The organism is Methylomonas sp. 2F7 (genome assembly GCF_057126975.1).
This window is the reverse complement of record NZ_CP195203.1, coordinates 4626121-4641204: the sequence shown is the minus strand read 5'-3', so window position 1 is coordinate 4641204 and position 15084 is coordinate 4626121. Positions and strand designations below refer to the sequence as shown.

Below are 15084 nucleotides of genomic sequence, written 5' to 3'. Positions count from 1 at the left end.
CCCATTGATTATATGGCGATCATGATTGCCAATTTCCAATGGTGGAAGGAATAAAATATGTATTGGCGGTAGTTATAGGGGGCGAGTGGTTTGTCTTCGATGTTAAGCAAGCTGTTACCAGCTTTCCAATCGCGCAAAAATATTTCGAAAGCAGTTCAAACTGATCGCATTAAACGGTGATGTATTTATCCGAACTAAATATTGCTGGTATTGGTTCAAAGAAATGGCCTAATTGAATTGAACATACACCCCAGCATTCCGCTCCGGGTAACTCTCATACACATGCTCGAACACCGCCGAGCATTTACTTTGGTAAATTTTCGGCGTGTAAGCGCGCGGCAGGCCGGAATCGAGGGTGTCTTCGATGGTGAGCTTCAGTTGTGAGCGGGCCGTGGATTTTTGCCGCCAGTTCAGTACCAGTAGTTCTTTCAAGCGTGCCAATAATTCGCGGGCCACTTTTTTGACTTCGCTGCGTTCCTCGCTAGTCAGTTCCGGTGCGGGACGGGTCAGAATGTCGAAGATGACCAGTTCTTCCTCGCTCATATGCTCCCGCACATGACGCTGCTGCTCGTCGTTCAGGCTGTTACTCAGGGCCAGCAATTCGGCATACAGCGCTTCAATCGAGGCACTGCCGTTGTTGTAGCTTTCAATCAACGCCTCGAACTTTTCCGCAAAGTCGGCACGGGTGCGATTCAAGCGGATCATTTTTTCCAGTTGCGCACGAATCGCCGCCTTTAACACTTCCAGGTCAGTATTTTTATGCTTGGATTGTTTGAAGCGCGAGGCCAACGCTTCGAAGTTGATCTTGGACAGGTCTAAGGCCGGCGGCCCCTGTTCGCGAATGGCGTGGCCGGTAATGGAATCATCCAGCAAGCTGTTTATTTGACCCATCACAACTGAAATATCCGGTGGATTGGGGTTTAGCTTGACGCGCATCGCTTCGGCCAGCGTTGCCAAACAAGCCGCGCGACTGGCAAACTCCAGCGCGGCAGGGTCGGGTTTGACGGCTTGGTACAGGGTGTTGACCAAGCGCTGGTGTCCGAAAAACTCCCGCCGTAAAGGATCAGGCGAAATCAACGCATTGATCGCGTCCTCTATGGCCTGCAAGCGTTGCAAGCTCCCGGCGGGCAGCGCTTCAATCTGATCCAACGCCACGCCATGCGCCGCGCAAAATGCAGTGGCATGGCTAACGGACTGCCGCAGCTCATCCACTAACTGCTGCTTTTCCTTGACCGGATTCTTGCCATCTTTGCCGGCACCGTAGATCGCCAGCGCTTTTTCCAGCGAGACAAACACATTGGCGTAATCGACAATCATGCCGCTATGCTTGCCGGGAAAGACCCGATTCGCGCGGGCGATGGTCTGCATAAGCGTATGGTTACGCATCGGTTTATCCAGATAAACCGTCGAGCAACTGGGTGCATCAAAGCCCGTCAGCCACATGGCGCAGACGAAAACCAGGCGCAGCGGATCAGTTGTGTCCTTAAACCGCTCGTCCAAGCCCGGCTGCGACTCATTCATGCGCTTGCGATGCAGCGCAATGTCCAATCCCAACGTTTGCATCTGCTGGATTTCATTTTGCCCAGGCGAAACAATCACCGCCATGTCGGTGCTGACCAACACATCCAATCGTCCCTTCAGTTCAGCCATACGCAAATCGCGCTGGGCCTGCTCGGGGTTCGTCTCTGCACCCCGTGGAAGGAAGGACAATTCACCAAGCTCCTTTCGTACTCGTTCGGTTTCCCCCGTCCAATGCACCTGCACCTTGTTGTACATCCGCAGAGCGGTTGCCTTGTCGATGGCAACCACCATCGCCTTGCCGATAAAGCCGCGCCCCAGAAAATGCCGCACGATGTCTTTTGCCACCGTTTCCAGCCGGTCGTCGCGTGTCAGTAGGTGGTATTGACGGGCCAGTTCCCGTTCCAGCTTGGCTTCTTGGTCGGGATCGAGTTCGGCGTCCTCGATCAGGCGGTAAATGTCTTCATTCAAGTCCGGATTGACGAGCTGCAATTCCGGCGTTCGGTTCTCGTAGAACAGCGGCACCGTGGCGCCGTCTTCAATCGACTGCTGGAAATCGTAGATCGACACATAATCTCCAAACACGTCTTTGGTGCGCTCTTCGCCGGCGATCAGCGGGGTGCCGGTAAAGGCCAGGAACAGCGCGTTGGGCAAGGCCGCCCGCATGTTTAGCGCCAGGGTGTCGTATTGGCTGCGGTGGGCTTCATCGGTCAGTACAATTACATCGGAACGGTCGCACAGTAATTCGGGCATCTGGAACTTGTGCACCAGGGTAAACACGTAGCGATGATTGCCGCGCAACAATTCCCGCAAGTGTGCGCCACTGGCAGCATGACATGCATCGCCTTCGGCCTCGCTGACCGCGCCGACAGCTTTGAAGGTTTTGGCGATTTGCTCGTCCAGTTCCACCCGGTCGGTAACGATGACAAAGGTCCAGTTGCCGATCAACTTACGCATCACCTTCTGCGCATAAAACACCATCGAAAAGCTCTTGCCGCTGCCCTGAGTTTGCCAAAACACGCCGCCGCGCCCGTGGCCCAATTCGCGGGCTTTTAACATCGCAGCGATGGCGTTATTCACACCGAGAAACTGATGGTTCTGGCCGACGATTTTGATTAACCCGGCTTTGTGCTCAGAAAACAGCGTGAAATTCTCCACCAGATCCAGCAAACGGTTACGGTCGCAAGTCCCGCGCAGTATCACTTCCAAAGACACCCGCCGTGGCTCGTCCTCGCGGGCTATGCGTTTCCACTCGAAGAAGCGCTCCCAGTCGGCGGTCAGCGACCCGACCCGGCTATCCGTGCCATTCGAGGCGATCAGCAATGCATTGCTCCAGAACAGCGCAGGAATCTGCTGTTTGTAATGGGTCAGATTTTCGGCAAAAGCCGCGTGTGCCGGCACACCGGGTTTCTTAAGTTCGATGACCAGCCACGGCAAACCATTGACGAAACCGACCAGATCAGGCCGGCAGGTATACAGTGCGCCGGTCACGCTAAACTGACTGACCAGCATAAAGTCGTTGTGCTCCGGGTGCTGCCAATCCACCACCCGTAACCGTTCGGTTCTCTGGCCGCCATGTTCCAAATCGGGCACCGACACCGTAATGCCGTCTTTCAGCAGCCGGTAGACTTCGCGGTTAGCCGCTTCCAAGCTCATGGCCGAGCGGTCGCGGATCAGCTCATCAACGGCGTTGCTGATGGCTTCCGGCGGCAGCGAAGGATTAAATTTGCACAGCGCTGCACGTAGCCGCACTACCAACACCACTTCGCCCTTGGTTTCCCGGCCCAGCATACCGCCTGTTCCGAAGCTTTCTTCCAACGCCGATACCGTTTGCCAGCCAAGTTCGGCAAATAACTCTATGGCGGGCTGCTCGACCAGTTGATCTTCGGTATAGGCGTGGTGGCTCATGGCAATGCTTTAACGATCGGTTTCAACACATGATCCATTTTGATTAACCGCTGTGTTAGCCAGTCCAGATATTCCTCCCACCGACTTTCATCTTCAAGAGATGCCTGTGAATACCATGTAGCGATGCGGCAGGCTATCGCGTCGGGTAGTTCCTGCCAATCCAAATCAAAACCTAACTTGTCGTGAATTTCCTGTTTGTACTTAGAGAGATTGGCGAAATGCTGTTTTGCCGCCATTCCCGGAATCCACAATTCCACGCCTAGCCGTTCATCGCGGGTATTGGCCGTCAGGTTTAAACCAAACCCAGAACGCCCGATGGAATTATTCAACCAATGCTGGGGACGCGGCTTCTGTGGTCGAATATGTGGCGCTTTCACCTTCAATCTTTCGATTAAGGCCATCCAAAACTTTTGCTGCAATTGTTTGGTTGGAGACGTAGATGTCGCGGCGCGCGCCAGTTCACGACCTGATTTCGCCCAATCGTTGGGTTTGACCACCACCTCAAATTTCGGTGCCAGAGGCGAATCACCAATGCGCCAAAGCTCCACCTCAACCGCGAAGAAGCTCAGCGCATCCGTGGTGTTTTCATTCAAAAACTGAAGTGCGGAAGCATGCTCGGGCCGAAATGTCTCCGCAACCCAAATCACCTTCTTCGCGCCTACACCAGCGGCATAGGCAATGATCTGACCTAAGTGCGAGTGGTTGGTTTTTTCCAGCTGGTTTTCAATGATGACCTTATCTTCCCCATCCGTGCAAAGAATATCCAACTTGAAATCCCCAACCCAATGCTCGGTAGCCACCAGCAACAGCTCACTCAGGCCCAGCGCATCGGCTAGCGAGTTCAAATTGTCGGTATCCGCTAGCCACGGCGTAAAATCGTTTGCCTCATGTTTCCAAGCTACACGCAGTGGCACCCGTTCCAGTTTGCTTAGGTTAAATTTCATTCGTGGTTCTCTACATTGATCTGACCGGAGAGTAGGCGTGGCAGAAGTAGGTCGCGGGTTTTGCGGAGGTTTTCAATCTGAGAAACCAGAACACGGCACGACTCAACCATTGGGTCAATAATTCTTGCCCATTCAAACTGGACTTTTTCTGCTGGCACTAGGATTTGAAATTTCCTAAAGTCTTTTAGAACGATACGTGGAACAGCCACACCCGACACAATTCCTTTCATGCGTGCCTTAGTTACAGGGTCGCGCAAAGTGAAGCACAGATAATTTGGGCGAATTGAACTGTTTGGACGGAGCATTGCAATAGAAGACAATATAACCAAGTCTTGCTCTTCACCGACAACGAAAGTGTGTTTCAAATAACTTCCATCCTTCGCAATTAAAATGTCATTCTTCAATGGTTTGCAATCATTCCTTACAAGGTTTCTCGTAATCATCACTGGTGATTCGGCGACAGCTTTCAAGATTGATTCCCCAATCATGCATATCCTTAACTGAAGCCATTGGATAGCCGTATTCGACAGATGGTGGACTGAAATGGGAGCCGTCTGTAATTCGAGAACATAAATCCATCAATGCTCTCACCTCCCACCCTTTCGGGATCTCACCAAGCGGTGAATCAACACGCGGATGATTTTCATGGCCGGGGAAGCGGAAGTGGACGAACCACTCGCGGTAAAGGTTGCGGGCCATCGTCTCCAGAATCTTGATGCGCCGCTGGTTGTTCTCGATGAGTTCGTCGTAGGCCGACAGGATACTAGCGATGCGTTGCTGGACGGGGAGTGGTGGAAGCTCAATCTCAATGCTCTTTAATAGCACGATGGTGAACGCCGACTGGGAAGAACCAATTGTGCATTTCTGAAGCTCCGCTTTGCCTTGAGGTGAGCCTATCCAGTAATACAAAAACTGGCTGTCGAGCCCCTTGAAGTGGCGAAACCAAGTCAAGTTTCCATCCTTGAAATAGAAACGGTCGCCTGGCTTTACAACATAAACGGAACCGAGCGTGCCAACCGATGTAAGCAATAAGTCACCTTGCTTAGGCGCGCCGAACTTGCGCTCAATCTCCCTGAATTTCTCTTCTGTGATGAAAAGCTCCGTTGAGACTTCAAGGTTACCTTTATATTTTTCGGTAATTTCCCGTCCGCGATAAAAAGGCACACCTTCGGAAACGTAGTCTGCCGCGAAAATACGTTTGCTTGAGGTGATCTCACATAGTTCATCCATGCGTTTTAGCGACCAAGTTGCCATCCTCAATTTCCCAAAATACCCGCCACATTCACGGCAATCGTCTGCTCCAACTCCCGAGCCTGCGCATTCAACACTTCCAGTTCCTCGTTCAGCGCCTCGAGTTGTTCCTTGAAATCTTCGTCGCTGACCTCTTCGCCCGGCGCAACCCCAACATAACGACCTGGATTGAGCGACCAGCCCTGGGCTTCGATTTCGGCCAGCGTCGCCGCCTTACATAAGCCAGGCACATCGGCATAGGCGGTCGTTTCGCCAAAAACTTCCTTGAGTTTGCTCAAGGTGTCCTCGCCACCGACGGTCAAGTCGAGCGCTTCGCCACGATACAGACGAACCAGGTTGGCGATGAAACCGATCTGCACCGGTGTCCATTCGCGATGGGCCCGATCCACTTGCCGGTAAATGTGGCGGGCGTCGATGAACAACACGCTGTCGGCGCGCGGCGACTGGGCTTTGGCTTTATCAAAAAACCATAGGGTACACGGTAGAGTGACGGTGTAGAACATGTTGGGGCCGACGGCAACCATAACATCCACCGCGCGAGCCTCGATCAATTGCTGGCGGAGTTCCTGTTCGGACGAGCGGGCATCGGAGGCGGAGTTGGCCATAACGAAACCGGCACGGCCAGTGGCGTTAAGCGCGGAGTAGAACAGTTGTATCCACAAATAATTGCCGTTGTCGGTGCGTGGTAGGCCAAACGGAAAGCGCCGGCCAGCACCGACCATGTCCTTGAGCCGTTCTTTATCCACGGCGTTGACGTTGAACGGTGGATTGGCGAGGACAAAATCGAATTGGCCGGTGGCGTTGTGCGGGTCGTCGTAATAGCTGTTGACGTTGCCGCCGTGTTTGATGTCGCCTTCCAGGCCATGTACCGCCAGGTTGAGACGACACAAGCGACCGGTTTCGTCGGTTTTTTCCACGCCGCAAATCGCCAGTTCGGCGGCTGGGTTTTTCTGGTGTTCGGCGACAAAGCGCGCCGATTGCACGAACATGCCGCCCGAGCCGCAAGCCGGGTCGAGAATCCGGCCATGAAAGGGTTCGATGATTTCGGTCAGTAGCCGGACGATGCAGCTTGGGGTGTAAAACTCGCCGCCTTTTTGGCCTTCTGTACGGGCGAATTCGCCGAGGAAGTATTCGTAGATACGGCCAAAGGCGTCGTAATCGACGGTGGCAGGAATCTCGGAGACTTTCTTTAGCAGTTCCTTGAGCAGGGTGCTGGTAAACAGGTTGTAGGTTTTGGGCAGTACGCCCGCCAGTTGCGGATTGTGCTTTTCAATGCCGCGCATGGCCGCGTTGACGTTAGCGCCGATGTCGGTAGCTTCCGGTAGGGTCAACAGGTAATCAAAACGGGCTTCCGGTTCCAGGTAAAGTACGCCTTCGGCATGATAGGCCGCAGGTTCATCCACCCGGCTACCGCGTCTGGACGATGCGCCCGCTGCATCAAGCTTGTTGCGCAGTATCGCAAAGCGCACTTCGGCGAAGCGCAGAAAGATCAGGCCAAGAATAGGGCCGGAATATTCCTGAGCTTTAAGGCCCGAGTTGGCGCGGAATTGATCGGCAGCATCCCAAAGACGCTTTTCCAATGTGGCGGTGTTGGTGTCCTTTTCGGAAGGGGCAATCCAATGCATGGTTTGTTCTTGGCTTTATCGAAAAATGACGGGAATGATAGCTTAGTTACGCACTTTAAAGTACTTGCTACCCTATGGTAGTACATGAGTTCACCGGCGCCGCATCAAGCATTCAAGTCATAAGATCGTACAAGTCTGGCCGCCAACCAGATCGATCATGATTTGTCGCTAGACATTACTTGCGAATTGGATCTGCTTGGGGTTTCTTCTTATTTGGCATCGCCGATTCATTTGTAATGAAATCCGGCTTTCCAGAAATACTAATGGCGCCCGAAGGCGCCACCAAAAGCATGCAGGGATAACAACTTTATCCGCCAGCAAAAACTCCCTGCTCACTAAGCTCAATACGGAAGGCAGTGTCTTCAAACTCCAACCCGGTTACCCGTCAATGGCAACAAATAACAATCAATCTCATTTGAACAAGTTTTGTAGTTATTTAGGTTGAGTTCAGAACCTGCCTAATCCCCCCAAATTCAATTTGTCGATCAGTTAACCAAGCCAGAGCCCATTTCACGAATTATGAGATTTCATTTCACAATTGTGAGATTTTTTTCATCTATTTTGAGATCTGACATCGACAACAGCTGTCGGGTGCCAAATTAAGTGAAAAATGGATCATTGAATTTAAAGCTGTTTTTCATTTTTTGTGTCATACCCTATTCTCGCTTTTGACACAAAAAATGAAAAATTCCGGATTTTGTGCCATTAATATTGAAAAATTTCGAACCCATCTCTGATAGAGCAAGTTCGGCCAAAAACCCGACGTTCGGTCTACTGGCAGTTCAGACGTTCAAATGACAGCAACGCACTAGTTGCTGACACTCGCAAATCAGAGCTCTTCGTTGCGTAGGCCCATGAGAACGACATTAATCCTGGTTGTTATTCAGGTCTGTAACACTGTAAGACAACGAGTTATTTGGTGACTTGTTGTCATTTAGATTAATCGCGATGACTCAGATTCGCGAAGTTCCATTGATCAGTCTGCTGGGTTTCTTGCCAGCTAAACTCATTTCCAGGTACAACTCCACTCAAATCTTGATTTACTTCTATCCCTTCGCAAGCATCTAGTTCAGAGACAAACTTTGCAAATGCTGCGTTTATGGCTTTTCGGTCATCAAGATCACCATTCCATGTGTCCTCATCGACAACAAAGTAAACGGCTAAATGATACGCTTCGCCATCTCTGAGCTCTTGGTTCTTTTCTGCTATAGCAACCCTTACCTCGGAGTTATCCTCAGCAAATAGATCAAGATCCAGCGCGTCTTTTAGGGCGTCCGTTGCATTTCGAATACGATCACAAAAGTTGTTTGGCCAAGATGGGCGCCCAGCGCGGAGTGCATACCATGCCAATACCCTTGAAGATGAAATATTGTCTAAACAACGTGCTTGGTCAGGTACATTAGTTGAGAGCAAGTTCCGAGGAATAAGGTAACGATCAGCTACCGCATGCGCAGTTAAGACTAAATCAGCATGGGTTTCGCGATTTGGGCGAAAGTCGAGATGACGGGTTGATTCCAGATTGCGTCGGCCTTTGCGAGGTTTGCCTAAAATTGGCTTGCAAAGCAGTACTTCGACCAACGGCTCTGCATCCAGTTTTGAAACAACGATGTCGCAAGTCTGCGAAACGACAACAAGCCAATCATCTGCTGCAACTAATGCCGGCTGCTGATCGTGCCGTATTAAGTAGGGTTGGAGCAGGGGGAGCATTTCGGCTGCTATCACAGACCCAGTCCGCCACCCATGCTGAGCAACATCATCACCGAATGCCAAGGAAAATCTCCCTTAGTCGTCCAAAGGAAGAGATGATGTCCGTCGGGTAAACCCTGCTTCACGAAGGCGCTGGCTGCGTGTTTTGGGTTTTGTCTGAAGCTTGGTGGCCAGTTCATCAAAGCTAGCTACAATCAAGGTTTCGTCGATGATATCCGCAGACATCATAGCAAGTACGGTTTTTCCGTCTGTCACAGCTTCACGGCTTACTGAACTGAGTGGTACTTTAGACCGTGACATCCATTCCTTAGCAATACGTTCTAATATCGATAGACGCACGCGGCTCGCTTCTTGAATTTGTATCGGATTGGCAGCATCAAGCCACTTATAAAGCTGTTGGCGCGAAATACCAAGGACGGATGCCAAATCCTGAGTCGTAAATCCAAAAGCCGCTTGGAGCGTGGCAAGGCGATCAACTCTCAGGCGAGCGGCGGCTGTCGAAGGGTGCTGTTCCTTCAACGCACCTTTTTGCAGAGCCTCTTTGGCTTGTTCTGACCAGCGAATCCAAACATTCTCGCTAGGAATATCGTCCGAAGCAGCAAACAACTCAGGCGAATTTGTTGGTGAAGAAACGCAGAGTACATATGCCACAGTGCCAGCAGTTAGGGCCTTGCCAAACCCTTTTCCAAAGCTGTGAAGACCTAAAACGCTCGAAGCTAAAGCTTGAGTCTGGTCGTCAGAGTAGACTACTTGAACCCTCCCAGATTGGTTGCCCGCTAAAGTTTCTACCGATTTTTGAGCGGCAGAAATGATATCGCCAGGGTGCTGCTGCATCAGTGCCGCTTGGCGAGCAGTGTATTGGCGCGTTACTATTGTGTTGCTCATATCCATTCTCTTTTCGCTATATCTGAAAGCGAGGCTTTGAAAGTTCTCGACGTCAATTTTTGCATTTCCGTATAGATCCCCAAAAGTTCTCCTGCATCAAATACCTGCCCAATTTCTTTGAGGCAGTCAGTATCGACGAACCCTATCGCCTGTCCGTTCTGGATGTGTTTCTCAGCTCCTTGCATCATTAATGGCTTGCTTAGTGGTAGTGCATTGAAATCCGGCGGCAGCAAGAGACCCTGTGGTGCTGGCGCAGCTGCGCGAAGATTTACTAAGCTTCCGTCGTACTGAAATGCTGCAGCCCACATGGAGCCAGTAGAGTGAGCTCCTTCCGGTTCAATACCTTTGAGTCCATCCGCTAAATAGTCAGCTGGCGAACGGTCATTTGAAGGAACAATCAAGTCAATGTATCTCAAACCTGCTCGCTCGACGAATGCTCCAAGACTGGCATTTTGAATAGCATCTAACACTTCAGCCCAGCGACCCAAGAAGTCGTTCGATTGAACATAGCTCGTTGCGTGCAACGAGATTGCGCGCGTGCCTAACTGAACACCAAGTTTTTGATCAACCGACAACAGCTGCCATAAGGGTTGTGGAGTGGGCTTGCCCCCATCGATAATTAGTTCTTTAGCTTCAATCGTACGAGGAAAGGAGTGTCTCAGACTGTCCTGAAGTCCAGGAACCTTAACGCTCATTGAGTAGTAGGGGGAGATGGCAAGTTCCGCGACAACATAGACGAGGGGCGGATTACGCCACGTCCCAAGCGCAGTGGAATTCATAACTTATCTCCTTATTGTCACGGTTATGTAAACATGCTTTCTTCAAAGTATACTAGAAATAGTTTACAAAAAAGTTGACACTTCTGCGCAAATAAATTTTTCAATGTTTTTTTGACCGCTCCTCATTGGAAATTCTAGTCCAGGTATCACGTGAAAAATCCGCTCAGCCAGGCGACTGATTAGTGAGCTGCCAATTTCTCTAAGATCAGAAAATATTAATTCCAAAACCAAAAGCTTAAAATGCCCAGAACAGCTGAACTGAATTAAAGTCACGATGAACTAGGTTAGTCACAAATTGGTTGCAACCGATACCGGTCAGAGCTTTAAAAATTGCCATCAGTGAAAAATCTCAGCACTTACAGCTAACGGTAAAAACAGAGAATCCATTGCAAAACTGAATGGCAGGTCCACTAAAGGATAGCTCGGAGGTTCAACCTTGAATTTTCGGATAGTCACATCGTCGTTTTCTAACGCTGCCCAATTTAGTCTGGTTCCGCTATAGACGAATACGCGCTCATACAAGGGAACCTCGGCGTTTAAGCTTTTGAAGGTTGCACATCCGGATAGTCCGATAATGCAAATTGCTCCGTATAGGACTTTCTTAAATGTTAGCACCGCTGTACCTCTACTATTTCACCGTTAGCAATCTACCTTGATAATTAATACAACCAACTCACAAACGACAAAGGCATCTTGTTTAAAAGATCTCGCCTTTCACGCCAATTCGGCATGAACTTATCCATATGCTCTCGGAAACGTTCGTTATGTTTGCGTTCTAATAAATGAACCAACTCATGGACCAGAATGTATTCCAAGCACTCGGGTGGCTTTTTGGCGAGTTCCAAGTTCAACCAGATGCGTTTTGCGCCAACGTTGCAGCTACCCCATTTGGTTTTCATCTTCTTGACACTCCAACCAGCAACCTCAACCGCCATGCGTTGTTGCCATTCAGGGATTAGCTTTTCGACCTGCTTTTTGAGCTCTGTCCGATAAAACTCATTCAAGACCAAGGCACGATTTTCAATGGACGTACCGGGATTGACGAATAAATGGATTTTGCCGCCAGATACTTTGACTTCATGCCGACCAACCCGTTCTATCAAGTTCAAACGGTGGCGTTTGCCCCAAAAGTAATGACATTCGCCACTGACCATCTCTCGATCTGACTGCCGAGGTTGTGTGGCAAAGTCGCGTTGCTGCTTTTTAATCCAAGGTATGCGGCTGATCACGGCCATACGAATGGCGGTGTCAGTCATCTGTTCTGGCGCCGCCACACGAATGCGGCCATCGGGCGGCAGCACGCTGATATGCAGGTTTTTAATGGCCTTGCGATTCAGTTGCAGGGATAACGAGCCAATCTGCATCTGTGGCATTAGTGATAATCCTTCTGCGCTTTAGCCAATTCCATCACGCTGGGAATATCGATGTCATAGCCTGCGGTTTCTTCCCGAATCGCATTGGCAATTTCGCGCTCTTTAAAGCGGTCGCCCACCCAATCGGCTTTCTTGGTAAAGCGAATGGCGCTATCGATTTTGGTAGCCAGCACTTCATCCTGGCCAAAGTTGTCGTAAAAGGCCCGCTTGGCTTGACTATCCAGCGATGACGGATAGCTGGCACTGGCTTGTTCCGGACGAATCACTTTGCGGGATAGTTCGCGAATACGTTCCAAGTATTTCTGATAATCGATGGCCTTTTGTCGACGCTGCTTAATTAACTCATCTAACAACAACGACATGTGTTCGTAGTATTTGGGGTTGACCGGGTTTTCATCAACAATGGTGCGACGGACATTATTTTCGATGGTTTCCGCCATCGCATCCTGATTTTTGCGAATGTTTTCCGGGAGAGATTCCGTGGCTTCTATGCCTTTTTCAACGATCAGTTGGATTAGCCCAAGCTCTTCAAAATCCATCAACTGTTCACTGGTATCAGCACGGATATACATATCCAACAGATGCCGCATAGCCGGTTCAAAGCGTTTCATATCCAGCAAATCACCACTAGCCAACTTCACCTCGTCGCGCACTTTTTCAAAATGCGCCACTTCCGCACGAATCTGCTCAGCTTCGGCTGAAGCGAATCCAGCCTGCGGCAGTTCATTGGCAATATTGGCAAACGCCCGTATCAGCTTGGCAACGTTTTGATACAGGGTTAGACGCAACGCTTCTTTCTCACTAAGCGCGTCCGGATTAACCCCAGATTCACCGCAAAAGTAATGAATGTAATCTTGAGTCGCGCGCGGCGCTTTGACCGGTTCGCACAAGGCGCGAACCATTTCCAGGGCGTCGTCCAAATCCAGTCGCGCCTGTTCCAGACGGTCTTTCAGCAGCCCGGCCACATCCTCCTGGTCGTAGCCATCAAAAGCCCCTTGGGTGTAGTCGGTAATAGCCTTATCCAGCGAACGGAACAAATCTTTGTAGTCGACGATGTAACCATATTCCTTATCATCGCCGTCCAAGCGATTCACCCGGCAAATGGCCTGGAACAAACTGTGATCCGCCATTTGTTTATCGATGTATAAATAGGTCGCAGAGGGCGCATCGAAACCCGTCAGCAATTTATCCACCACAATCAGCAGACGCATTTGCCCCGGCTCTTCGATGAAGCGCTTTTTAACCGCCTTTTCAAACTCTTCAACTCGACTCGCTGCTACATCTTCCGGCTGCTCAAAGTAATCGGCCAGCATCCTGCGATAAATTTCGTATTTGAATAGCTTTTCGGTCAAACCTTCGCCGGTTTCCTCACCTTTGATGCTGGTCGCGGTCGGCTGGAAACTGGTGACAATCGCCACCTTACCGGCCAAATCCGACTGATTGAACATTTCATAGGCTTTGCAAGCCTGATAAACACTGGCGCACACCAACATCGCATTGCCGTAGCCATCCATCAGCCTGGGCTTGGTATCCATGTCCAACAGAATGTCATTAACGATCTGCTGCAAGCGCGACTTACTAGATAACACCTTTTGCAAGGTGCCCCATTTTTGCTTGAGCTGGGTTTTGGCGATGTTGGATAAACCACGGGTTTTGGCTTCAAACCATTCGTCGACTTTCTTTTGCGACGTGATGTGCTGATCGATGTCTCGCGCCTCATAGCGCAAATCCAGCACCACGCCATCGGCCACCGCCTCGTCGAATTTGTAGGTGTGGATATAGGTCCCAAACACCTCCACCGATTTTTTCTTGTCCTTTTTCATCAACGGCGTACCGGTAAAACCGATAAACAGTGCAGTGGGCAAAATGCTCTTCATGGCCTCGTGCAATTTGCCGGATTGGGTGCGGTGACACTCATCGACAAACACGAACAAATCACCCTTAACCTTGAAATCCTTGGGCAGGGATTTTTTCAGTTCTTCAATAAACGCGTCGGTCGCGCCTTCATCTTCACCTTCGGATTGCCGGCCGAATTTATGTACCAGTGAGCACACCAGCCAGGGATTGGGCTGATTGAGCGTTGCCACCAGGTCAGCACCGCTTTTATTGCGATAAATAGCCTCTTCCACACCGGTAAAAACTTTTTCAATCTGCTCATCCAGCTCGGTACGGTCGGTGACGATCAGCACCCGGCTATCTTTCACATTTTCGCGAATCCACTTCGCCAGCCACACCATGGTCAAGCTTTTACCCGAACCTTGGGTGTGCCAGATGATGCCACCTTCACGCCGCGCGATATGCTGCTTGGCAGCGGCAATGCCGAAAAATTGGTTATGGCGGCAAGTTTTCTTGACGCCAGCATCAAACACCATAAAGTCGTGAATGATTTGCAGGAAACGCTGTTTATTGCAGATGCGGCTTAAATGAAAATCCAGCTTGTGCTCATAACCATTAGCCACATCCTCTTTCCATTCCAGATAATACTTTTCCGGGGTTTCAATCGCGCCGTAACGCAAGCCCTGAGTATCGTTACCGGCCATCACCAGTTGCTGGGTGGTGAAGAAATTACGAATGAAGTCTTTCTTTTGATTATCCAAATTCTGGCGTATGCCTTCGGCCACCGATACCGAAGAGCGCTTCAGCTCCAAAAGACCTAAGGCAATGCCATTGACGTATAACACCAGATCGGGGCGCTTTTTGTTTTCACCCTTGATCGACACTTCTTCGGCAATGGCAAAATCGTTGGCTTCCGGATTGTTCCAGTCGATCAACCAGACGGTTTGATTCTGTTCACCCGCGCCTTCTTTATCCTTCACGCCGTAGCGTAACAAGCGATACACATCCTTATTGGCGTAATACAGCTTTTTACCTTCGCCCAGTGCCGCCGCCGTATCCAGTTGGCGGATGGCGCGGGTAATCAGTGCATCACTAACGCCACGTTTTTGCAGCCACACAGTTAATAAATCAGTTTCAATGTTTTTATTGCCTGCGCGATCTTGCCAGTCGCCCAGATAACGGTAGCCTAGTTCTTTTTGAAAAAAGGCCACAATCCGATTTTGTGTTGCGCGTTCACGCTGGCCTACCTGACTCAAAG

General features: G+C 50.3%; 11 protein-coding genes. All 11 read right to left on the bottom strand.

Annotated features, from left to right (window positions below; genetic code table 11):
• Positions 1-228 precede the first annotated feature (228 nt).
• A complete protein-coding gene (locus tag ACR64Q_RS20890) occupies positions 229-3426 on the bottom strand; it encodes a type I restriction endonuclease subunit R (RefSeq protein ID WP_483823425.1) in 3198 nt (1065 codons plus the stop codon).
• Entirely contained in the window at positions 3423-4271 is an 849-nt protein-coding gene (locus tag ACR64Q_RS20885; RefSeq protein WP_483823424.1) for a DUF4268 domain-containing protein, read from the bottom strand. The genes ACR64Q_RS20890 and ACR64Q_RS20885 overlap by 4 nt, the downstream gene beginning before the upstream one ends.
• Before the next feature lie 95 nt (positions 4272-4366).
• Positions 4367-4774, bottom strand: coding sequence for a restriction endonuclease subunit S (locus tag ACR64Q_RS20880; RefSeq protein ID WP_483823423.1), 408 nt, complete (start codon positions 4772-4774; stop codon positions 4367-4369).
• A gap of 10 nt (positions 4775-4784) precedes the next feature.
• Positions 4785-5624, bottom strand: a complete 840-nt coding sequence (locus tag ACR64Q_RS20875; protein ID WP_483823422.1) for a restriction endonuclease subunit S — start codon at positions 5622-5624, stop codon at positions 4785-4787.
• Positions 5625-5626: 2 nt separating this feature from the next.
• A complete protein-coding gene (locus ACR64Q_RS20870; protein ID WP_483823421.1) occupies positions 5627-7246 on the bottom strand; it encodes an N-6 DNA methylase in 1620 nt (539 codons plus the stop codon).
• 939 nt (positions 7247-8185) lie between these two features.
• Positions 8186-8968, bottom strand: coding sequence for a hypothetical protein (locus tag ACR64Q_RS20865; RefSeq protein ID WP_483823420.1), 783 nt, complete (start codon positions 8966-8968; stop codon positions 8186-8188).
• Positions 8969-9028: 60 nt separating this feature from the next.
• Entirely contained in the window at positions 9029-9838 is an 810-nt protein-coding gene (locus ACR64Q_RS20860) for a helix-turn-helix transcriptional regulator (protein WP_313732999.1), read from the bottom strand.
• On the bottom strand, positions 9835-10617 hold the full coding sequence (locus ACR64Q_RS20855) for a TIGR04255 family protein (protein WP_313732998.1): 783 nt from the start codon (positions 10615-10617) through the stop codon (positions 9835-9837). The genes ACR64Q_RS20860 and ACR64Q_RS20855 overlap by 4 nt, the downstream gene beginning before the upstream one ends.
• A 336-nt stretch (positions 10618-10953) precedes the next feature.
• Positions 10954-11232, bottom strand: a complete 279-nt coding sequence (locus ACR64Q_RS20850) for a YceK/YidQ family lipoprotein (RefSeq protein WP_409521146.1) — start codon at positions 11230-11232, stop codon at positions 10954-10956.
• Positions 11233-11276: 44 nt separating this feature from the next.
• Positions 11277-11990 carry a M48 family metallopeptidase gene (locus tag ACR64Q_RS20845; RefSeq protein ID WP_313732997.1) on the bottom strand — a complete coding sequence of 238 codons (714 nt, stop codon included), beginning with the start codon at positions 11988-11990 and terminating at the stop codon, positions 11277-11279.
• Positions 11990-15082, bottom strand: coding sequence for a type I restriction endonuclease subunit R (locus ACR64Q_RS20840; protein ID WP_313732996.1), 3093 nt, complete (start codon positions 15080-15082; stop codon positions 11990-11992). The genes ACR64Q_RS20845 and ACR64Q_RS20840 overlap by 1 nt, the downstream gene beginning before the upstream one ends.
• Positions 15083-15084: the final 2 nt, after the last annotated feature.